Raw genomic sequence first — 21,489 nt, forward strand, 5'->3', positions numbered from 1 at the left:
GCCTGGAGAATGGCGTTTTCCGCTAAGTCATCAGCCCTAACAATCGTGGCGGGTACGGGCTACTACACACCTACCGCCTACCTAGAAGGCCAGTTCGTGAGCCTGGACGGAGCAGTTGGAATGGCGGGCACCGTGGCCATCGCTGCTAATGCGTGGACACCAATCGCGACACTAGACACTGATATGCGTCCCGCGAAATACCAGTACTATCCAGGGAACGTCGCCGGGGCATCTAACCAGGCAGGATCTGGCATTCGCGTAAGCACCAATGGAGTAATTGAAGTGTTCTTCATCAACGCCACCAGTTCATATATGCCGTTGAGCGGCATCCGATTCAAACGTGCATGAGGCTTACGACAACGAGTAGTCAAGCGGGAAAAACCATGCCTGGGACTTGTCAACCGTCACGCCAGGAATACCGTGGGTGACGGTCACATTCCCTGTGCTGAGGTTGGCATCAGCACGCGCGAACGCCGTTTTTACACCTGTCTGGACAATTGCAAACTGCTGGGTGACCCCAGAGCCATTGCGCCATCCCTCGGGCATGGAGAACGCGATTGAGTCCGTGAAATTACCGGCAGCGTTGGGAACGATGTCATCCCCGGTACGCTCACACACGACCACACCATGGACACGATTTCCTTCACGCTTCAGCCGGTAAGAACTGATGCTCCACCCTGTCTGAGCAGCAATAGCAATCCCAGAGGTTAGCCATCCGGTGTCTGAGTATGCGATTCTCCAGGCTCCGTTGAGTCGTACATAATATGCATTCTCGGATTCGACGTAGCAGACCTCACCATCATTAGGCGATGGATTAGCTGCGTTGCGTGCCGCGAGCGTCGCATAACGCTGGACGACGGTCTTCTCGATCTCGTTAACCAGGGTCATCAAATCTTCGGGAATGTCGTTAGCCTCATCAGGCTCTGGGATAGGGAAACCTTGCAGGTCAGTTTGTGCCATGGTCGGTGGCCTCTCTGGGTGGTTCTGGATAGTCCACGCCGGTCGCGTAGACAGCGGTTTCGGTCAAGGTCAGAGCCTTTACCGTTTCGGGGTTGTAGCCGAGTTCCTCGCAGATTCGGGCAAAGGAAAAGCCCACCGGAATATCAGGTGGGCTTTCGCTCGATTCATCTGGTGTCTCTTCGGGTAGAGAATCGGGGTCTTCGCTGGTTGTCATGGGTCCTCCTTAGATTGGTACAGAGTAGGTGAGGGTGGCTTGGATGCTGCTGACGTGGGCGAGAGCGTACGCGTACCAGGGTGAAAGCAGGACGCCTTTTGCGGTGCCAGCGGCCAAGCCGAGTGCGATGTCGGAGTTGATTGGGACTTGGTAGTAGCGTGGCTGGGCATCGATATACATGTCGGCGCTGTCGTCCGCCCACGAGGAGGGCGGACCACTAGGCAGCGACGTGTAACTGTGTGCACCGATGTCGAGGCCGGTGAAGGGCTCCCAATTCAAACTGAGCGACGCAGAGATAGTGAGATAGCCTGACTCGATGGTTGCTCCGGAGGGGATGTCGCTGACGCGTGGAATCTCCACGGCAGTGTAGAAGTGCTTGTACATGGACGGCATGCCTGGCACGTCGGTCCATAACCCCACGCGAGATTGCCCGGTAGACGCTATTTGAGTCCACGAGTAGATCGAGTCACGCTCTATCGCTTCGCATTCCCACATGCGGCCAGCGTTCACGGTGGCTTCGCCGTAAGCACGAGGACGCTCACGTAGATCCAGGGAGTTGCGTCCTAGTACCCACCAGCCGGACCCAATGGCGATCAGGCCGACAAAGTCATCGACTTGTGGCGTGTAGGTGTCGAACCAACGAATTCCGTGCAGCAGGATCGGTTCGTTCGGATTGCCGGGATTAATATCCACGGTCAGGGATTTCGCGCCCGTATCAATGGCAGTGACCACGCCGAGCAGAGACAGTGCGGCTTGTTTCCCGGCGACTGTGCCGATCGCTTGGACCAGATCAGACATTGGCTCTCACATCCCTGGTACGTAGAGTAAATGCCCCACCGGCACGCAGAGGGATGCTCAGCGAGTCGATGATGTGTTGGCGTGCGTTGGCTGCCGCGGGCGTGAGATCGGGGACGACGAGCACGGTGTCTCCTGCTTCAAGTGCTGGGTTGGGGATGGTGGACAAGTCCATGCCAGCGGAGATGCCGACGCGTTTAGCAAGTTCGGTCTGCCCTACGGCGCGAGCTTGCGCGAGGGTCGTAATCGTGGGGTTGTCGATGTACTCGGTGATCTTCCCGTAGGCGCCCGCGTCTGGATCACCCCAGCGTGTCAGCGATGTCGGATCGGTGTCGTACACGGCATCCCATAGTGGGATGTAGTCGCTCGACGGGGAGCCGCTTTGCACGACTATCGCGTTAGTGACTCCTTCACGCGATTGGGAAGAGGCTCCATCGGTGAGGGTGCCTCCTGGACCGGCTTTGATCGTCCACACTGGCGAGGAAGTCAGAGACGGTGCGTCTGTGATGATGAAGCGGCCCTCGCCGTCGCAGTAGACGACGCAGGAGATGGCCTGCGCGATTTTCTCGATAGCTCCCCACCGGTCGCGGTCTTCCACGAACGCTGGAACGCGAGCGTTCTTTCTCGTTTCGACGCTGATTTCAGCCTGTGGCAGAGTCTCTCGAACAAGCGTGCTGATGAGCGCGATAGCCGAAGGCCCTTGAATGGTGCGCGGGTACAGGAACGTATCATCGACCACGAACGCTTCTCGAGAAGCGCCAGTGATCGTCACCTCTGCGCCTGTCGCGCTCACATCGGGTACTTCATCGACGCGGAACACACCAAGCGGCACCCACTCAATCGTTTTGTCCGGAAACACCAGCCCTTGCCTCACATGCACCTGGTGACCGCTCGTGCCGACCAAGTCACGCAGATCATGGTCGGTGTAGTCGGCACCCTGCACAATGGGCGGCAGCGTCAGAGTGAGTTTGCGCCTAACCGGAGACGCGAAATCCACGGTGACCGTTCCATCGGTAAACGGAAGGTTCGCGTGGACTGGCTGGCCACCCTTAGTAACTCGTATCTGTGTGGTCACCGAGTGCGGTGTAGGGATCGTTTCGAGATACTGCGTTGAGACTGGATACATGGAGTTAGAGTCCTTGCGCTAGCTCGAAGTACGTCAGACCAGTGGCTTTCAAGTCCGCGTACGTGGGATAGCGGGCCTTGAGCAGTGCGTAGCTGACACCAGCGACACCCGCGGAGTCTCCAGACGGACGAGTGGTCGCGGCCACCTCGATAGACCAGATGGCACCCTCCACGCCGTCAGCTTGAGCGAACAAAGCCCGTGAGACTTGCTTGACGAAGTACCAGCCGGCATCGAACGGCGCGATCTTCGAGACGTGCTGGAGGAGCACGATGCGGCCTTTACGGAACGTGTTGGCAATCGCCGCGTCCTTGTCCGTGGTCAACACTTGGAGTGTGAGGCCGAACTCGGTTGCGTCGCGACCACCTTCCACGCCGACGCCCACGCCCTGTCCACCGGCAACCTGATAGATACCTCCCTGCGTCGCAGAGATAACGTCAGAGATGGTTTTCTGGTTGGCGTGGCTGGTCGCATTCGGATCGCCTGCGAGCTTGAGCCAGATTCCAGGCTCCGCGCCCGTCGTGGGAACGCTCAGCGTTATCGTCTTCACGAGCACGTCGGAAGGAGAGTAGCCGCGTATCGTGTACGAGACCACGGAATCCAAAGGTGCTTCGTTATCGGAGATGACGAGGAAGCCACCCACCGCACGCTTATCACCGCCACGGATCCGTACGGGCGCTCGGCCTTCACTACGGTGGATAGTGATCCGTGAGACCTCCGAGGGCCATGCGGTGCCGAGGATCGTGAATCGCACGGACGCCCATCGTGTGTCGAAATCTGCGGTGACGATGCCGTCTGGGTCTGTCACAGCCATCTGTCAGTACCCCTTCCTGGCCGTGTTCACGGCCACTTTGATTTGCTTGTCTGCCACAGACCGCATTTCGGCCTTCATGTACTCGCCAGTGAACGGGTTTTGCACGTAAATATCAGGCACGTTCACGCTTACGTGTGGGGCGGGTGCGGCCACAGCTTGAGGTTGAACATGCGGTGTGGTGAGGACTGGGTGACGGCTGACCTGTCCACCGTCCTTGAATTGAGGCAGGTCGTTCAGGAGTGCTTGGCGGCGTAGTTGCGCCACGTTTCCATGTCCGCCCGCGGCCTGGACCTCAGCGGCAGTCCACACGTGCTCACCGTTGGAGAGCATCGCAGGTATCTCATCAGACGTGCCCGTACCAGGGCCTTCGATAGGTCCGCCCTTGGCTTTCGCGACGATCTTGCCGTTCTTGTCCTTCTTGAGTCCAAGTGCTGACAAGATTGCGTTATCGGCGCTGGTCGCGAGTTTCTCGATGGTGTCATACACCTTGTCCAGGGCCTTCTCAATGCCCGCGACCTGTGCTTCGGCGGCAGTTACTCCACCGGCATAGAACGTGCCGTTGACGGTGGTGTTTTTTGTCGCTGATGCTCCTGCTTTGGTTGTCCAGTAATCGATCGACTCGTAGGCGCCGTTGAGTTTCTTCGCTGTGGCGGGATCTGCGAGTAGTGCGTCCGCTAGCAGGGTGCCGCCTTCGAGTCCCTCGTTCGCTATCTCGGCAAGGATGACGCCAGAGATACCCAGGGCAGCGAGACGGTCAAGTTTCCCCGTGAACGTTTTGAAGGCGGTGGCTTTCGCTTGTGCGTTCGCGAGGATGTCTTTTGCGGTGACCGATGCTTTAGTGCCCGGAGTAGTGACCTTCTCATGCCATATTCCGCCGACACTGTTGGTCCGCTGAACAAGCTTTTCGGTTTCTTCCGTGGCGGCTTTGATCGAGTCTGAAAGCCTGAACTCCCCGCCGAGTACTGACTTGACACCTGCCTGGATGCTTGCGAGATCGGAGAGATCCGTCTTCGCCTGAGCAAGTTCACCCTCAAGTTTCTCTGCCTGCCCGTAGGCCTTGGTGACAGCCTTCTCAATCTCCCACGCCTTGTCAGCAAGGTTCTTGCGCTGCTTCTTGGACAAGTCAGTGTTCTTCGACATGTCACGCAGATCATCAGTGACCCCCAGCGCACCAGACAGCCCGGACGTGAACTGGTCTTGGGTTTCACCGCGGCGAGACGAAATGACCGTGTCAGTACGCAGATCCTTAAGACGATCCACGCGGTCTGATGCGTTATCACGGGTCTCACGCAGATCCTTGAGGCGGTCTTCACGTGCCTTACGCAGATCCGCTAGCTCTTTCTCAGCATCCTTGAGCGCTTTCTTCTGCGCATTCAGTTCCTTGCGGGCATCCTTTACCGCGTCTTGTGCATCACGAGCGGCTTTCTTCGCAGCGGCTTTGGCTGCCGGATCCTTCGAGGATGTATCCGCACTGCGACGCTGTGCACGTGTGGATTCGTTTTGAGCAGATTCCAGTGCCTTTTCTGCCGATTTAACGTTCTTACGAGCAGTACGAACGACTGTTTTCTGTTTCTCGATGTCCTCGAGGTTTTTCTTTTCCGCAACCACAGCGGCTTGTGCATTTTGCTGCTGGGTGACAGCCCAACCGACACGTCCACCCGCCGCGAAGGCGGGTAGGTCACCTGACAATGCGGCGCGGCGCCACCGTTCGACGCCCATGTGTCCGCCCATAGCCTGGACTTCACGAGCGGTTACAACATGCTCGCCGTTAGACAGCAAGGCTGGAATATCATCCGAGGTGCCTGTGCCAGGACCGTGGATAGCACCGCCCGTAGCGCGAGCAAGCGCATGGTTGCCCGCGACACCGGCAGCATTGATCGGAATGCTAAGCGCGGTCTGGACCTTGGCACGGAAGTTCGCTAGTGCTCGGTCGGCAGCATCTGTGCTTGCGTTGATTTTGACGGTGCCGATACTGGAATCAATGGTTGAGATGGTGTCAGCCGCTGCTTGGAGTGCAGCGTCAGAATTACCAGCGACGGTCAGCGTTCCAGTTTTTTGGTCAATCTCCAGCGCCGTCGCGTTGGCGGTATTGATTGCAAGCGTGCCATCCGCGCTGATCTGCCAATCAGTGAGGGCTTGCCCAGCATTTTTGATAATGTCCTGGAGCGTTCGACTGGCCTCTGCTGCTGGCCCAATATCAAGTTGGAACTCTGGTGGGCGCGCGTTGTTGATCTCCTGTGCAAACTCGTCGGCCGCAGCTCCCGCACGTTGTTTCGACAGCGCGACAAGTTTCTGCAGTTCGTCATCTGACGCATCAACAAGAGCTTGGACAGCCGCTGCCGATTGAGGACCAGCCTCCATAAGCTCATCAACGAGTGCCGCACCTGCGGCCTGCATGCTCTCAGGGAGTTTCTTCGTGATGCGCTCTTGAACAGTTACAAGGTTGGTTCCCCAGTTTTCATATGCGGCGATCTGTTGCTCGAGCTGCTTGATCCACTCTTTCGCTGAGACGGTGACGCCGTCGTAGAAGTCTTCCCACGAATCCTTGGTATCCTTCGACGCGGCGGCGGCAGACTCAGCCTGTTCCTTGTTCGCTTCGACAACTTCATCGAATGCGCTCAGCAGGTTGACGTTCGATGCGGCGATTTCGTGGATACTCTCGATCCACTTCTGCGCAGCTTCACTAACAGTTGCTGCTGCTTGCTCTTGAATTTCTGCTGCACGAGCCGTAGCGGTGGCCTGCTCATCGGTAGCCTCAGTGCCTTCGCCTATGGCACGGTTAGCTGCTTCCTGCTGCTCGCGACCTTTGCCCAACGCGGCTTGACGGTCCTCAATAGCCTCAAGGAGATGGACCTCAGCGCGGCGCGCTTGAACGAGGTTTTCTTCACCTGAGTAGATACCGCTCTTTTCGAACTCTTGGCGGTACGCCTCTGCTTGACGCTTAACTTCCTCGAAAGCTGCTGCATTGCCCATAGCCGCGTCAGTGACGAGGTCGAGGGCGATACCCATCTTCTCTGCTTCGTCAAAAGCAGAACGCCCGCGGCGGGTGTGGAAGAAGCCGCGTTCTTCCTGGAGCTGTTGGATAGCTACTTCGCGAGTGTAGTTAGTGACTGCACCAGTGACTTTGTCTATTGACTGAGCGAAGGCTTCCGCTTCTGCTTTTGCTTCTTGTTGGCGTTGAGCCCAGACAATCACACCCATTGCTGCGACGGATAGTGCCGCAGTAGCGAGGCTGATTGTGAGCGTTGCCGCCTGCGCTGAAATCTTCATCGCCACGAGTGCGTCTTTAGTAGCGCGAACAGACGTAGTTGCTTTGCCAAACCCAGAGATCATCAAGCCAGTCACGCCGGCTGAACCAGCAAGAAGTGTGCCGATGGTTTGCACTGGTGCTGGGATTTGGCCCAGCATGTCCACAAGCCCTGTCGCGGCCTGCGTCGCGAACCGTAGACCATCGGCGGCGTCCTCACCCATACCGATGAGGAGGTCTTCGAAACTGCCGCCGAGGCGTTCGAGGTCGCCGGCAAGGTTGTCGGTCATCGTTGACGCGGTCTTTGCGGCATAACCGGAATCATTAACGGCGTTGATCCAGTTTTGGATGCCGTCTGCACCGTTGTCGTACAGGACGTTCGCGGCACGTACCGCATCTGACCCGAACATCACGGCCATGGCGGCGTTGCGTGCTTCTGGTGACAGGTCGCGCATGGACTCTTGCAGTTGGCCTGCGAAGTTCGCTAGTCCAACAAACTGGCCTTGTGAGTCGAACGCTGAAATACCGAGCGCATCGAACTGCGCTTTCGATTCCTTCGAGATCGGTGTCAGGCGTTGCAGCATCGTCTTAAAGGACGTGCCCGCGTCTGATCCGAGTAGACCAGCATTCGCGAAAGCACTGAGGCCACCAACGGCTTCTTCAATCGACAGGCCGTACTGTGAGGCGACCAAACCACCCTGGTTGAGGGCTTGACCGAGGTCCTCAACACCACCCATGGCTTTACCGGCACCAGCAGCCAGGAGGTCCGCCACGTGTGGGACTTGCTCACCGGACAATTTGAACTGCGTCATCGCGACCGACGCGATACCAGCAGCATCCGCGACACCCAGTTCACCAGCAGCAGCGAGGTCTAGTGATCCTGCGAGAGCACCAGAAAGAACATCAGACGCGGACACGCCAGCTTTGGAGAGTTCCTCGATAGCGCCCGCTGCTTCTGTCGCCGAGAATGCGGTGTCGGCGCCTGCTTCACGAGCGGCAGCACGCAACTGGTCAATGTTGTTGCGGGCGTCCTCACCGGTGGACTTCACCTTCGACATGCCCTTGTCGAAGTTCGCAGACACCGCGACAGCAGCCGTCGCGGCAGCTGTGAGCGCGAGACCGAACTTCCCCGCATTGTTCGTCAGGAGCGAGAACTCGGCCTCGTGCTTGCCGATGTGTTCCAACGCTTTAGACAGTTTGCCCGTGGACTCGGTGGACTTGTCGGTCGATTTTGCCAGCGCCTCAGTGGCTGCTTTGGCTTTCTCGTGCGCTTGGGTGGCGGCAATCTGCGCGGATTTGACCCGCAGGGATGCAGCCTGTTCGGCGTTCTTCGCTTGAGTGAGGTTCTGCTCAGCCTTCGTGATCTGCTCGGCGCTGGCCTTACCTGATGCACGCATGGACGCGAGAGTTTGTTCTGCTTTCGCGGTACGTGCAGCCGCTGTTTCCAGACGGTTTTGGGCTTGAGCGAGAGCAACCTCCGCTTTCTCCGTTTTGAGAGCAGACGCTTGGACCTTGTCCATCTCGGAGCGGACCTGGGACAGCGCTTTGGCACTGTCTCCGGTGTCAACGGAGAGGTACGCGACGAGTTTGCCAACGGTAAGAGCCACGACGCACCTGGCCTTCCTTGCATACTAGGGGTCGGCCAGGTGGGCCGTGTGGAGTGTTATTTACTTGTGGGTGGCGAGCCGGTGGACTCGCGAGGACTCAATGTGCAGCAGGCCTAAGACGAGGTCTCGGATGGCTGGCCAGTCGAGGGCTGTTGTGCTCCAGTGGACGCCGTAGTACTGGGCGAGGTCTTGGATGACGTACGGCCAGTTTTCGATTGCTTGACGCCACGTGAACCCGCTGCGTTCTTGCTTGTTGGGGGCTTGTGGTCGGATGTCGCGGGGCGGGACCCGGTACCGGGAGTAGATGCCGTTTTCGTCAGGTTCGCCAATGCCGTAGTCTGCCCAGTCTTCAGGGGCAGTAAGGCTTTTGGGACCTCACCATCCGCCACAACTGCGTACAGGGTTTCGAAGGCGGCATCGGCGGATTCTTCGCCCATCGTCCAGTAGTACATGGCGTAGATTGCGGCCTGGTCGATGTGTGCCTCTGGAACACCGTCAGCGAGCATTTGGGCGTGAACCTCGCCGCCAAGCGAGATGGTGGCGAGGTTGGTGTCGGTGTTCTCTTGGACGCGGGCGATGTCCTCTTCTGAGCTGTCTGCGCCACGGGCAGCGTTGATACCGAGAGCGATGAAGGACGCGAGGATGAGCCCGTTTTCCTTCGTGGGTGGTGGCACGAGGTAGGTTTTCCCGCCGAGCGGGATTTCGAGGTCTTTGACGAGGTACTGCTTGAGGTCTTTGAACGCCATGATCGTGGCCTTTCGTGTGCGAGGTGTGAGTGTGAATCCAATGGGAGGGGTAGGGCACCCACGGTGGGCGCCCTACCCGGTGAGAGGTGGTTACAGGGTGCGGGTGTAGTCGAACGGCTGTGATGGGCCGGTCGCGTTCGTGACGATGATCGGCACATCGCCAGGGTCACCTTCAGGCAGGATGATGACCAGGACGTTGTCACCAACAGTCAGGTACTGCTCAACAGGATCTCCATCCACGGTGACCGCGGTGACGCCGGTGAAACCGGAACCAGTGATCTTGACTTGGTCACCCTCACCAGCACCAGATGGGGTGGCAGAGGTGATGATCGGTGCAGCTGCTGGCGTGCCACCGCCAGAGAGCACAGGGTTCTCGATGACCTGGATCGGTCCCTTCGAAGTGAGAGTGATTGACCAGCCCGCGATTTCCTGGTTACCGGTGGTCTGGCGTGCCACATCGACGGAGAACACGCCCTGGAAGGCGTAATCTGCGCCGTTCGAGTCGTAGTAGCGCACCTCCACGAGGGCAGCGTTACCGCGAGTTCCAGGCTTCGCCGCGTCCAAGATTGCTTGGACTTCTGGCAGGAACGTGCCATCCGGGTTGCGTTGCGCCTGGATGGTGAACGCGACCGAGCCGGTTTCACCGATCTTGGCTTGGTTTTGTGCGCCCTCGTCGTCGTAGGTTTGAGCATCAGCCATAACGGCAGCGTGCGCTGGTGCGATTGCGGAGGTGAAACGGATCTGCTGCCAGATTTCAGGGCGTACGCCTGCTCCGGCAAGGTTGATGTCGATGTCGAGCTCGTAAGACAGCCCGAGGTCAGTGGTTACGGTCATGATTGTCATGCCCTTTCATGGGTGGATGGGTTTCACCGGCCTCGAGCGTGGGCTGGTGAGAGTGTGTTCTTGCCTCGCGTCTAGCGGGGAAGGATGAGTTGGAAATTCAAGGAGATTTCCGGGCGGTCGCTCGCATCGAAGCCCAATGGAAGGTAGGAGATGCGATGACATTTGGTAATGGTGATGCCAGACCAGGTCAGATGATCGCCTTCAAGTGCGGCGGTGAGGCGTTCGGCGAGGGTATCCACGCTGTCTGGTCTGCCTTTAGCGGTACGTACACGCACTTGCAGGTTGATGATTTCGTGCGTGAGCGCAGGACTCGGATTCGTGTCGCGACCATAGAGTGTGAGCACGATGGCATTGTCCGGTGCGGTGGGCATCTTCTTAAGGACGATGCCGGTCTCGGTCTTTACGTATGCGCCGTCAGGCTTCCACACACCTGCTCCAGCGGCATCGAGGACGAACGCAACGGCTTCATAGATGTCGGTGGCCGGAATCATGACAGTGCCTTGCTGATCGTGTCACCGATGATCTGGACGGCTTTCTCGGCGTTCTGCTGGAGTGGCTGCTCGAGGTACTTCGCTTGTTGTCCTGGGCGGTGTTGCCAGTCGAGTTCTTCGTGCTGGCGTGCTGCATAGACGGTGTCGTAGGAGACGGCCACGTCTAGGCCGTCTTGGCTGACTTGTCCGGAGCGTGCCAAAGTGGATTCCTCGCGTGGGACCACCTTGAGGGACTCTGCGAGGATGTGCTCACCAGCGGCATTCAGGCCCTGCTCGCCCGCTTTGATGAGGCCGGTTAACGCGCTGTCATCCCACTCAAACTGGACACTCATTTCTGTCTCCTATTCGAGGTAGAGCACATAATGCTCTGGTGCTGGACGATGATCGAGATGGTCCACACGGATGACCTTCGAGGTGCGCCCGGACGGCAGGGTAACAAGTGACTTCACTGGTAGTGGGGCGTGTTTCGGGCGGCAGTACACTTGCGCGGACGAGACGGCTTCCTCACCGGTCGCAGAGCGCACCAGTTGGGTTTTCTCGTCAACCTTCACCCACTGCAACGCTCGCTCAGGCTCGTAGATGTCCCCGTAGGCGCTCTCGCCGCCGTGTTCTTGGAAGAGCACCGTGTGTGGGGTGAGCAGGCGTGGTAGCTGGGTCATGATCCGGGCGCCTTCCCGATCAGGCCAGCGTTGAACAAGATCAGTACGGCTTCGGGTGCGTACCGGTCGAGTTCTGCGGACTGGTTGTTTGCGGAGCCGACACCGCCACCAGATGCCCGGAAACTACCGAGGCCAAGCGAATTGAAGCGTCCAGACGCTCCAGACACATCACCGGTATCGAGAAACCAGGCTGCTTGGGCGCACGCGGCATCATTGAACGCGGCTTTGATGAAAGGATCTGTGGGGTATCCGTCGCTGTCGGTGGCATAGCAGGCGGTTTTAGTGAGGTCCTCGAGCAAGGGCGTGGCCCGCATGATCAGCATGGCCGCTTCACCGTCTGTAACGCCTGCGTTCCAGGGTGGCCCGTTGAGGTCGTTGGCTGTGGCGTAAGCGCGCATAGTGTCTCCAAGTCGCAGGGGTGTGGGTGAGGGCGCAGGTCGCGTTCATGGCAGCCGGAGGAGTCCCGCCAAAGTGTGTTTTGCCCAGCCGAACGGCCTTCCAACGGGAATGTGGACCTCGCGTGGCGGCGTTGGTTGACGCCCTCACCCAAAGAATCAGGTAGTGGTCCTCACCCCACAGGTGTGTGGTCACTGTGGGGTGAGGCTGCACTTACTCAGGCAAACTCTCACCTGTGGTGTCAGGCGACTCCTCGTCCGAAGCGCCAACACGATCCTGAACCAGAGCAATCAACTCGTCCTTGTTCAGGCCCTTGATGTCTTCCTCACTCAGACCAGAAGCCAGCGCGTACGCTGTCCACTCTTTCTTGGAAGACGATTTGGTCGGGACCGGCAAAGTGTCAGGCTCTGCCTTCTTGTGGTGCCGACGCATCAACATGCCCACAGGTCACGCCTCGATGGTGACGACAAGGACACCCTTGTCGTTGAGGCGCTTGACCGCGTAGTGCATGTTCGTGGTGACCACGGTCGTACGAGCGAGGATGTCGCGGTCCTGCTCAACGATGGGGCGGCGCTTGTGGAGCAGACCCAAGGCACGCTTCTTCAAGATCAAGGACTTGCCCAGCGCGAGACGGTTCGTCACGTACACAGGCAGGCCAGCAACCTCACCAATGAATCCGCGCCGCACAACAGTGCCTGCGCCACCAGAAGCAAGTTCGGATGCGCGGATGAACGTGTCATCCTTCATGATCTGAGAACGCTGTTCAGCTCGGATGTACAAGCCGGAGAACTCCGATGGTTCGAAGTCGTCACCGAACTTCTCGATGCCGTCCACAAGTCCATCCCAGGTGATCTTGCCGCCTGTGATGGTGTGTTCGAATGGCTTGGAGTCCTGGGCGGCACCGCCGTCTGCACGAGTGATGCCACCTGCAACGGTGGTGACAGCCGCGTTGATGAGGTCCTTATCGACCTTTCGTGCTGAGAGGATACCGAACTGGGTGATCGCTTCGTCCTGAGCGTTTCCAAAACCGACAAGCTTTGCCTTGTCGCTGATTTCTACACCCTTTGCAGCTTCCTTGATGGTCGCCTCGGATGAGCTCTGTGTGAGCTTTTCTGGAACGATGGCGTCAGTTTCCGCGATGTCTTCCATCTCGGAGAGCGCCATCCACTTCGGGAAGGTGACGGTTTCACCGGGTTCGCCAACGAGTTCGTCGTTTGCGACGACAGCATCGGAAGAGCCGATGATTGCTTTGTCTTCGAAAGACGCGTGTGCAACGTCTTCCCATACTTCTGGGGCGTAGAGGTCGGCCCGCAGGGTTGTTGCCATGAGGTTGCCCTTTCTATCTGCCGGTTATCGTCCGGCTAGTTGGCGGTAGAGGGTTGGATTTGAGGTGAACAGTGTGTTCTTCTCTGTGGGTGTCATGGCCTTGAATTGCTCGGCCGTGACGGTGCCTTCTCCGGTCCCGCCGGTCAGGTCGCCACCACTCTTTCCCGCCGCCTGGGCGGTCTTGAGTCGTGGATTGTCTGTGATCGCCTTCTCGACAGCAGCCTTCAAAGCTGCGGTGTCGTCTGGCTTGATGTCCTTGATGGAGTCAAGGAAGGTACGTGAGTCCAGGAGTGCGTTCACGTCCGCGCCGGGAACCTGTCCGGCTGTGCGGTAGACGGCGAGTTCACGCTGCGTCGCGGTCGCTTCACTGGTCTTTTCCGCAAGCTGTGCAGTCAGCTCTTCAGGAGTGGGCGTGGTGTCGCCGTCCTTGACGAGACCCAACGCCTTGCCAAGTTCTTGGATGAGACCGTTCTTCGCTTCAGTAGCGGCGTTCTGCTTCGCGGTGGTGCGGTCTTTGGCGTTCTCGGCGCGGAGACGTTCAATCTCGGCTTTTGCCTTCGCGGGATCGTCCCACAGATCCTTGCTTTCCTGCTTGGCCTGCTGTGCGGCGACAGTCGCTGGAGACGGCGCAGGCGGCGTTGGCTGTTGTACTTCTGTGCCAGTACCGCCAGCAGGTGGTGTGGTGGTGCCGTCTGCGGCTGGCGCGGCGCCGTTGAAGCGGATGCGAGACCAGCGTGGGTGCTCGTAGCCGGGAGTGATCGTGGTCGTGTGTGGTTGTGCGAGGTGCATGATTCAGCCTCCTGGGCGTTATCGGGTGATGGGTATCAAAAAGACCCACTGCGTTTGAATGTCAGTGGGTCGTGGTTGGGTGTGTTTATGCAGGCCGCAAAGAGGACCTGTACGAAGGTGGAGGTGAGAGATGGATGCCACGGCATGGGTGGCAGTAGTTGCTGCGTCGATATCGCTAGGTGGGCTAATCCCGGCTTTCCTGCAAGTCAAATCAATGAAGCAGCAAACCAAGATTCAACGAGAACAGACAAGACTTCAAGCAGAGATACAGAAAGACGCTCAGCGCCCGTTTGTCTGGGTGGATTTCCGTGTCAACCCGCAAAATGGGCAGGCAGTTCAGTTAGTTCTCAAGAACGAGGGTCCAACGATTGCTGAGAACATCCGCGTAGAGTGTGAGCCTCAAATGAGACGAACAAAACGAGCCTCTCAGCATGACGGCACAGACGAAATACCCTTGTTCTCCAGTGGTGTAACTTCGATGCCACCGGGCCGAGAGATGAGGTGGTTTGTAGGTGTCGGATCAGAGTTGTATGCCGAGGGAAAACTGGCACAACATAAGATAAAGATCTCCTATGATGGACCTTTCGGGCCTGAAAAACCGGTGGAATACAACCTCAGTTCGCTGGACTTTAAAGAGGCCGTCTTCGCGAAAGAAGGATCACTCGCTGACGTGGAAAGAGCGGTTAAAGGTCTCAGGGAAAACAATTCTCCGCTCAACCGGATTGCAACAGCCTTGGAAAAAACGATCAAGGAGCGAAACTAGTGCGCTTTGCTGCTCTTTTCGCGGTAACTATTGCAGCTTCGACTCCAAGTACGCTGCACAGCGTTTCCGGAGGTCTTGTTCTCTGGTGCGCCGACGACTTACGGCGTAGACTGGTGAGCAGATGGGACCTAATCCTGGATCAGCCTTGAAATAACAGGCCGGTAGAACATCCGGGCCGAGGGTCCCATCGTTGCGTCACCGGAGCGTAATCTGCTCGAGTTTCGTGCCGTCTTCGGAAAGCACCCACAGGCTCTTGATCTGAGCGGTTTCCACGAGGCGGTTGTAGTCAGCCAACTGGCCACGGACCTTGTCCGGTAGCGTTTCATCGCCAATGTCGATGATGAAGTTCTCTTTCACCACTGAGTGCTTTTGCGCTTTGAGTACTGCCGTTCGGATGTTGTTCTTCACTGACTGGTATTTGGGCTTAGTGCCTTTGAGTTCCATGACCAAGGCTTCGTGTGAATCCCAAATGAAGTCGTTGGATGATGCAAACCCGCCAGTTGTTGCGGGTGGTCGTGGAATCCATGTCAGACGCTCTCCACGAGCCTGCATACGTTCCACAAACCGGACCTCGTGGGGTTCGAGTACTTCGCCGTGGAAGTCCACGCTCGTGATGGCCTGCTGGCGTTTCTTCCACGCTTCACGATCGGTGTAGGGCGGCACCACGGCGCGAGGCCGTTCAGGTGTGATCGCGAGTTGTTCGCGGGCGTACTGACGTTTGAGGACCGGGTTGTCTGCGATATGTGCACGAACTGCGGCTTGTCTGTCCATGACTGCCCTATGTGCGGCACGCTTGGCTGCGGGAGTCAGCGCGAGGGCTTCCTCACGCTTCGCATCCCGCACAGCCCGCTCTAAGCGCCGCTGCTTCTGCTCCGCGATATATCCGGCAGGGTCCGCATGTTCGGTTGGCAGGTCTGTGTGGCCGTGCTGGTAGGCAGCCAGTACACACCGGCAGTTTGGGCCGAACAGGTGCCCGGATGAACGCGCCTCAGCCAACGACGCCGCAACGGGTATCTCATCCGTGGAAGGTGTGTCACCGGACAGGGACAGTATCTTCCCGATCCACATGTCACAGCTAGGGCAGGCTGTCGGCCCGGGGATGACGTAGACCAGGTCGTAGCCGCCTGCCTGGAGGGTGTCTACGCGTCCGTTCAGGTAGGCGTTGCCTAGTCCTGAACGGGTTGCCATCTCTACGTAGGAGTCGAGCCGCCAGTTGCGTCCGCTTTTGTCGGTGAAACCAGTGACACCCTGTCCTAGAAGGGTGTTGAGGATGTCTTGGGAGGTTTCACGGCGGGTCTGGACACTAAGGATCAGTTTGCCGAGGTGTGCGGATGCTGCTTGCCGGTAGGCGTCCACCGTGGAGCGGAGCACAACAGGGGAGAGTGCAACGGTTTTGCCGACGATGTCGTGAGCCAAGGCGGTGAGGGCTGCCGGCTGTGAGGGAATGAGCGGCACCGACGGGTTGATTGCTGCACCACCGGCAGTGTAGGCGTCCGTGACCGCTTGTCGTACTGCGACTGCGAGGTCGGCGTTCATCGCGTTCAACTCGCTAGTAATCTCACGCTGCAATATGCCCAGTTGTGCGAGCTTCTCGACCGCCCAATCCGTGCTCTCCTCAACAGGTGTCAGGCGTTGGGAAATCCGGCGGAAGATCGCGAGCTCAGCAGCCCGGATGATCGCAAGCACCTGTTCGATGAGGTCACGGTCAACGGCACTCATCGTTGTTATCCGCGATCAATGAAAGGATCTGCAAACGCGGCTTCCGCCTGGATGCGCTCGACTTCCTCATCGACCTTGGTTTTGTCCCAGTCAGGGTGCAGCATCCGAACCTTCAACTCCGTGGAGATCGCGTTCGCGTTGTGCAGGAGTTGCACGGTCTCGGCGAGTTCACGAATATCGACTTGAGGGTCTTCCGTGAACCGCACTTCCGGGCGCTTGCCGTCGTACTTGTTTGGCCCAAACACAACGTTATCGACCTCAAGAAGGGCTTGAATGAGGGGTGTGAGGGCAGCCTTCCAGTACCGGATCTTCTTGTCCCGCGTCCGCTTCGAGAGCTGCTGCTTGGACTTGACCTGCGTCGCGGTCTCTTGCCCGCGCTCACCAACGGTTTCGTCACCAAACGAGGCTGGCGAGATTCCGGCAGCGCGGAGGATGAGGCGTGTGATGTCGTGGATGGTTTGATTGTGTTCTTCGACGCGGATATCGAACTGGTTCAGGTCGAGTGGCTTGTCGCTGGCGTAGGAGCCTGCGCCTGGTGGGATTGCGGTGAACAGTTCTTGGTCGTCGTCGAAGGAAGCGCCTTGGCCCGGGCCGTTGTTCTCGAGGTAGTTCTGATCGACGAACACGCGGGCTTTGGCGAGACGGATATCGCGCATCCATGACGACCATGTCTCGTCGAGGGCGTCGAACAGGTCGTGAATGCCGTCGTAGTCGGAGCGTCCGAGTGGCGCGAGTTCAAGGATTTTGCGCCATCTGCGTTGCGGCAGCATGTTCGGTACATACGCTGCCGTGAGCAGGTCGGTTCCGGTTGCGATGCGTGAATCAGCATCCACGAGATCGACGGCCCACGCTGTGGCGTCGAAGTCAGCGAGAGGGCGCGGCTGCCCGAGTTCGGTGGCGGAGCCTTCGAACACTTCGTGGCGGATGAAACCAGGTGTGTGGGTTTCAAGGTGTCGCCAAACCTGTTGGCCTTCAGTTTTGATGACCGTCCAGAAGGTGACTTCACGCAGGCGACCGAACCGGAACCGCGGGATCGCACCATCGGCAGCGACAGCCGTCCAAAACGGATGCTCGGCCACGTCTTTGTCCCACACAATCCGCAAGTACACGCCACCGTGAGGGCTGGCATACTCGGCGGCTTCCAACAGGCCGGCATGGACCGCAGGGGAGTTGATGATCTCCTCCAGGCGCGCCTGTGCTGGGTGCTCGGTGTCCTCGCTCGTTTTAGGGAGCAGGATGCGCGGCGGCTCAGAGAACAGCAAGTCTGCGGATGCGGTGGCAATATCTGCGGCGAGTGGAATGTGTTTGCGGGTGCGCTGCTGACCGGCGGGCGTAGGCCGTCCCCAAAAGAAGCGTGCGACCGCACCGACAACGCCACCGGCATGCTGGGATGGGCGCACCCGGTGCGAAGCCCTGCTGCCTTGGTAGTAGGCTGCAAGCTTGTCAGGGTCTCCGACGTACCACAGGTCGTGTTCTTCGATGTTGGCGAGCATCTGGTCGAAGGGTTTGGGAGGCCAAACAGCCATGAGTCGTGCCTCCTTATGTGGTTATGCGGCGAGTGCGAGTTGTGAGCGCCAGTAGCGTTCAGACGTGGTGATGGCGTAGCGAAGCCCGTCGAGCCCATGATCTGCGACCTTGATGGGCTTGTCCTCGCCCTTCTCGGTGGCTTTGGGGTCCCAGGCATAGCCCGGAATCTCATCGATGAGGTGTTCGCATGAGGACGAGATGATGAGACGGCCTGTAGACAGGAGTGATGCGATGGTGCGGATGCCGTAGCCGACTGTGTTGTCGGCGTTGGTGATGCCTCGGACTTTGTCGTGGATGAGTTGTGTCCGGAAACTGGCTGCGGCTGGGTCGAGGAAGATCCAGCGTGGCTCCAGGTGGGTTGTGGCTCGTAGCTCTTGGAGCCAGTCACGTAGGCCCTTGGAGAGTTGGGCGTCTGTCCAGCGGGCTCCACCTTCACCCGCGACGTACCGCCATTCATCGATGACGAGGAGACGTGGCACTGGTTCTGCGGTGATCGCCAGAGCGATGGCGTGGGTTGGGTTGGTGGTTCCGTAGTCCAGGCCGACAGCGACAAGGTCTGCGATGGGCGGCAACTGGTCGGCGGGTAGGACGTGTTGTTCTGGGTTCCACGAATCGTAGATGGAGCCTTCTGCAGCGACCCAGTGGCCTTGGATGAAGCGGCGGTACCACAAGCCCGTGAACTCGGCCTTGATCGAGTTTTTGTAGTCCTCAGACAGTGACGGGTTGTCATCAAGGGTGAATGACCAGCGTTTCCAGCCTGGAAGGACGAGGCGTCCGTTCTTGCGTTTGCCGATCTTGTCCAGGAACTTCTTTTTCAGCCAGTGTGCTGGGCTGTCGGGGTTTGTGGACCCGAACAGTTGGGCGCCCTTGACGGACATGCGCCCCAATAACTGTGTGAAGAACTCTTCTGGGATGACGGTGATCTCATCAACGTACGCACCCGCAACGGTCATACCGCGAATGATCTTCTCGGCTTTCGCGTCGGAGGCTCCGATGATGTGGACGGTGCGGCCGAGGATGTTAGCGGTGGGTGCGCCGTTGGTGTAGATCACGAGGTCCGCGAGTGGCCCGAAAAGTGCTGGGTCTTGCATGGGTTTGATGACGTTGCGGAACAGGGCGTCACGGGTGCGTCCGACCATGACCAGTTCGCCGCCGTAGGGTGCGGTGGCGAGGAAGATGAACCATCTGAGCAGGGAGACGATGGTTTTTCCGCTACGGATCGCGCCTTCGAGGATGTTGACGCGGGCGTTGGATTCCCGCATGAACGTGAGTTGCTTCTCGGAGAGCCCTGTGGCGGCGGTCATCAGGGCCTCCTGCGGATGGTGCTAGACGCGGGGTGGCCAGGACCAGTGTCCAGGCTTCGGGGTCTCCGAGTACGGCACGAGCTGGTTGAAGAACATCCCGGTTGGGTTGAGTACTGCGAGGCCTACATGCAGCACGTCAGGGTCGGTGAGGTCTGGAGTGTCTTCGTAGACTGCGGTGATGATTGCGGCTCGTGGTTCTGGCAAGTATTCGCCGTTTGGCGTGCCGTAAGAGTGGTAGTGGACGATGCGTCCGATGCTGGGTGTCTGCATGATGCTTCCTTGGTTGTGGGTTACGGTGTCTCGTCGTCTTGCGGCCCGGTGACGCCGAGTTGCTTGGCGAGGCCTTCAAGCATGCTGATTGCTCCGGCTGCACCGTTATCAGAGTCGAGTTGCGTGATCTTGATGGACCGGTCGAGGGCGGCGGACGCGGCTTGCATGAGTTTGAGTTTGTCCGACGGAGAGGGTTCTTCTTGAGTCCAGGTGACTTTGACGTAGTCTTTGCCGCCGTGGTCGATGTAGGTGTGTGGTTGCCAGAGTTGGGAGCGGAGGCGTTCGGCGTCTTCGAGGAGTTTGAGTTCGAGGGCGGCTCGTTTGGCTTTTGCGTCGGCTTGGATGGCTGCGGTGGCTGCTCTGGTTTGGCGGCGGTCGAAGGTGAGTCCGAGGCGTTTGGCGTTTGTGGAGATTGTGGTGCGGCCGAAGCCCATGCGTTCGGCGATGGCGCGGACGCCGAGATTTTCGGCGTGGAGGGTGGCGAGTTCGCTGTCGTGGATGTCGGTCCAGCGTTTGTTGGCGGGTGGCATGATGTCACCTGCCTAGTGCGTGTGTTGTCTACCGTGGGCACCTGGCCGTGGGTGTTTTGGGGCATGAGAAAAGCCACGAGACAGAGTGTCATCGTGGCTTTCTGCGTCTGCCTGTTTTCGGGCAGCGTTCAAGTGCTTCTATTAAACCACATCACTCTCACGAGAGCTAGTCGTCCTTGGGAGGCCTTCGAGTCTCAGGGTCAATCGAAATTGTGAACTCCAGTTTTCTCCGACCGGGACCATCGCCTTCTGAGTAGAGGCTAATAGCAGTGATCACAAAGTTGTCCTTATCCAAGTCAACAACCCAAACAGAATGCCGAAAGACTCGAACGTGAGTATTTGTTTCGCCTCCTTGTTTCATGGTGAAGGTGACGTATAGGTCAGCATCTTGATTGTTTACAATCCGGAAAGCACGTCCATTCGAGTAAACGGTGGCGTTGTTCTCACGGCGACCTCCAATGGACCCAATTTTTTTCCATCGGATTACGATTTTGAACAGGCTGCTCCCATACTTCTGGTAAACGATGATGTTAGCGATGTTGGTCCCCAAGAAAAGCGCTATCGCAGCGCTGAGTGCCGCAATGAATTCCCACGTGACTGTCCAGTCACCAGTTGTGCGCGGCCAACCAACACATACATCTGGCGAAACAGGAAACCAGCAATACCAAGACTTGAACATGCGCTTATCGTACTCACTACCTGCGTTAACGCGCTAGGCGTCTTGGAGTATGCCTACCCATGTGTCTGGCTTCCACCTCAACCATTCACCATTGTCATCCTTGCAGTGGCGGCAGATTACGTCGGCGGTGTCTGGGTGGTCTTTCCATCCTGGTTGGAGTTCGAGACGGTTGTCGCAGTGTGGGCAGAGCAGGTTGCCGGGCGCTTTGGTCCAGGGTTCTTCACCGGGGAGTGGTTCGTCGAGGGCGAGCCTGATCTTGCGTGGCCACGTAGTGAGTAGCTTAGCGGCGTCGGTGACATCAAGGGATGCGTGGTTTTGAGCGTGGGCGTGGTCGATGAGGACTGCGAGGCGGTTGAACGCCGCGATTGTGAGCTCGTCACTAGCGCCACGATAGGTGGCTTTGTTGAAGAGGGCGATGTTGAGGGCGGTTTCGTAGCGGCGGGCTTGGGTGTGGATGTCGTGTTTGAGTTCGCCGGCGGGTGTGTTCCAGGGTTCGAGGTAGGCGCGTTTGTGCGGTGTTTTTGTGTCGTGGTCTATGGGGTTGGTGTGGGTTTCGAGGACGAGCGCGGACAGGCGCGGGTACAGGTTGGTCAGTTCTTTCGCGGCTTGGTAGAGGGTTTCGGTTGCGGGCTGTTTCATGGTTGGCTCCCTGCTGGCGTGGTAGATTCCAAAGTGAGAAAAGGTGTC

Annotated in this window: 23 protein-coding genes; 2 read left to right on the forward strand and 21 right to left on the reverse strand. The window is 58.4% G+C overall.

Annotated features, from left to right (window positions below; all coding sequences use genetic code 11):
* Positions 1-9: 9 nt before the first annotated feature.
* Positions 10-348 (forward strand): hypothetical protein, encoded by a 339-nt coding sequence (locus ACFSYH_RS01910; RefSeq protein ID WP_377464775.1) that lies wholly within the window; start codon positions 10-12, stop codon positions 346-348.
* Between the two features lie 3 nt (positions 349-351).
* On the opposite strand, the gene ACFSYH_RS01915 is transcribed toward ACFSYH_RS01910, so the two are convergent.
* The 15 genes from ACFSYH_RS01915 to ACFSYH_RS01985 all read right to left on the reverse strand — a co-directional run bounded on the left by ACFSYH_RS01915 (position 352) and on the right by ACFSYH_RS01985 (position 14,010).
* A complete protein-coding gene (locus ACFSYH_RS01915; RefSeq protein ID WP_377464776.1) occupies positions 352-960 on the reverse strand; it encodes a hypothetical protein in 609 nt (202 codons plus the stop codon).
* Entirely contained in the window at positions 947-1,174 is a 228-nt protein-coding gene (locus tag ACFSYH_RS01920) for a hypothetical protein (protein WP_377464777.1), read from the reverse strand. The genes ACFSYH_RS01915 and ACFSYH_RS01920 overlap by 14 nt, the downstream gene beginning before the upstream one ends.
* A 9-nt stretch (positions 1,175-1,183) precedes the next feature.
* A complete protein-coding gene (locus tag ACFSYH_RS01925) occupies positions 1,184-1,972 on the reverse strand; it encodes a hypothetical protein (protein WP_377464778.1) in 789 nt (262 codons plus the stop codon).
* A complete protein-coding gene (locus ACFSYH_RS01930) occupies positions 1,965-3,095 on the reverse strand; it encodes a DUF5047 domain-containing protein (protein ID WP_377464779.1) in 1,131 nt (376 codons plus the stop codon). The genes ACFSYH_RS01925 and ACFSYH_RS01930 overlap by 8 nt, the downstream gene beginning before the upstream one ends.
* 4 nt (positions 3,096-3,099) lie before the next feature.
* The gene (locus tag ACFSYH_RS01935; protein WP_377464780.1) at positions 3,100-3,906 is read right to left on the reverse strand and encodes a hypothetical protein; all 807 of its coding nucleotides are present in this window, start codon (positions 3,904-3,906) and stop codon (positions 3,100-3,102) included.
* Positions 3,907-3,909: 3 nt separating this feature from the next.
* A complete protein-coding gene (locus ACFSYH_RS01940) occupies positions 3,910-8,760 on the reverse strand; it encodes a phage tail tape measure protein (RefSeq protein WP_377464781.1) in 4,851 nt (1,616 codons plus the stop codon).
* A gap of 113 nt (positions 8,761-8,873) precedes the next feature.
* Complete coding sequence (locus tag ACFSYH_RS01945) at positions 8,874-9,506, reverse strand: DUF7426 family protein (RefSeq protein WP_377464782.1); 633 nt, start codon at positions 9,504-9,506, stop codon at positions 8,874-8,876.
* Between the two features lie 90 nt (positions 9,507-9,596).
* Positions 9,597-10,340 (reverse strand): phage tail tube protein, encoded by a 744-nt coding sequence (locus ACFSYH_RS01950; protein ID WP_377464783.1) that lies wholly within the window; start codon positions 10,338-10,340, stop codon positions 9,597-9,599.
* An 80-nt stretch (positions 10,341-10,420) separates the two neighbouring features.
* Positions 10,421-10,840, reverse strand: coding sequence for a minor capsid protein (locus ACFSYH_RS01955; protein WP_377464784.1), 420 nt, complete (start codon positions 10,838-10,840; stop codon positions 10,421-10,423).
* Positions 10,837-11,172, reverse strand: a complete 336-nt coding sequence (locus tag ACFSYH_RS01960; RefSeq protein ID WP_377464785.1) for a hypothetical protein — start codon at positions 11,170-11,172, stop codon at positions 10,837-10,839. The genes ACFSYH_RS01955 and ACFSYH_RS01960 overlap by 4 nt, the downstream gene beginning before the upstream one ends.
* Positions 11,173-11,181: 9 nt before the next feature.
* Positions 11,182-11,499, reverse strand: coding sequence for a hypothetical protein (locus ACFSYH_RS01965; protein ID WP_377464786.1), 318 nt, complete (start codon positions 11,497-11,499; stop codon positions 11,182-11,184).
* Positions 11,496-11,897, reverse strand: coding sequence for a hypothetical protein (locus ACFSYH_RS01970; RefSeq protein ID WP_377464788.1), 402 nt, complete (start codon positions 11,895-11,897; stop codon positions 11,496-11,498). The genes ACFSYH_RS01965 and ACFSYH_RS01970 overlap by 4 nt, the downstream gene beginning before the upstream one ends.
* Positions 11,898-12,108: 211 nt before the next feature.
* Positions 12,109-12,333: a hypothetical protein gene (locus ACFSYH_RS01975; RefSeq protein ID WP_377464789.1), complete on the reverse strand. Its 225-nt coding sequence runs from the start codon at positions 12,331-12,333 to the stop codon at positions 12,109-12,111.
* A gap of 9 nt (positions 12,334-12,342) precedes the next feature.
* Positions 12,343-13,221: a major capsid protein gene (locus ACFSYH_RS01980; RefSeq protein WP_377464790.1), complete on the reverse strand. Its 879-nt coding sequence runs from the start codon at positions 13,219-13,221 to the stop codon at positions 12,343-12,345.
* Between the two features lie 24 nt (positions 13,222-13,245).
* Positions 13,246-14,010, reverse strand: coding sequence for a hypothetical protein (locus ACFSYH_RS01985; RefSeq protein WP_377464791.1), 765 nt, complete (start codon positions 14,008-14,010; stop codon positions 13,246-13,248).
* 130 nt (positions 14,011-14,140) lie between these two features.
* Between ACFSYH_RS01985 and ACFSYH_RS01990 the strand changes: the two genes are divergently transcribed.
* Positions 14,141-14,773: a hypothetical protein gene (locus tag ACFSYH_RS01990; protein ID WP_377464792.1), complete on the forward strand. Its 633-nt coding sequence runs from the start codon at positions 14,141-14,143 to the stop codon at positions 14,771-14,773.
* Positions 14,774-14,968: 195 nt separating this feature from the next.
* Here ACFSYH_RS01990 and ACFSYH_RS01995 read toward each other — a convergent pair whose 3' ends face one another.
* The 6 genes from ACFSYH_RS01995 to ACFSYH_RS02020 form a co-directional block, all read right to left on the reverse strand.
* Positions 14,969-16,492 (reverse strand): phage minor capsid protein, encoded by a 1,524-nt coding sequence (locus tag ACFSYH_RS01995; protein WP_377464793.1) that lies wholly within the window; start codon positions 16,490-16,492, stop codon positions 14,969-14,971.
* Positions 16,493-16,497: 5 nt separating this feature from the next.
* Positions 16,498-18,018: a phage portal protein gene (locus ACFSYH_RS02000; RefSeq protein ID WP_377464794.1), complete on the reverse strand. Its 1,521-nt coding sequence runs from the start codon at positions 18,016-18,018 to the stop codon at positions 16,498-16,500.
* A gap of 21 nt (positions 18,019-18,039) precedes the next feature.
* Positions 18,040-19,323, reverse strand: a complete 1,284-nt coding sequence (locus ACFSYH_RS02005; protein ID WP_377464795.1) for a PBSX family phage terminase large subunit — start codon at positions 19,321-19,323, stop codon at positions 18,040-18,042.
* Between the two features lie 21 nt (positions 19,324-19,344).
* Positions 19,345-19,593 (reverse strand): hypothetical protein, encoded by a 249-nt coding sequence (locus ACFSYH_RS02010; protein ID WP_377464796.1) that lies wholly within the window; start codon positions 19,591-19,593, stop codon positions 19,345-19,347.
* 20 nt (positions 19,594-19,613) lie between these two features.
* Positions 19,614-20,123 (reverse strand): helix-turn-helix domain-containing protein, encoded by a 510-nt coding sequence (locus ACFSYH_RS02015; RefSeq protein ID WP_377464798.1) that lies wholly within the window; start codon positions 20,121-20,123, stop codon positions 19,614-19,616.
* A 712-nt stretch (positions 20,124-20,835) separates the two neighbouring features.
* Positions 20,836-21,441 (reverse strand): hypothetical protein, encoded by a 606-nt coding sequence (locus ACFSYH_RS02020; protein WP_377464799.1) that lies wholly within the window; start codon positions 21,439-21,441, stop codon positions 20,836-20,838.
* Between the last annotated feature and the right edge of the window lie 48 nt (positions 21,442-21,489).

It is taken from the genome of Populibacterium corticicola (assembly GCF_042683685.1).
Lineage (GTDB): Bacteria > Actinomycetota > Actinomycetes > Actinomycetales > Cellulomonadaceae > Timonella > Timonella corticicola.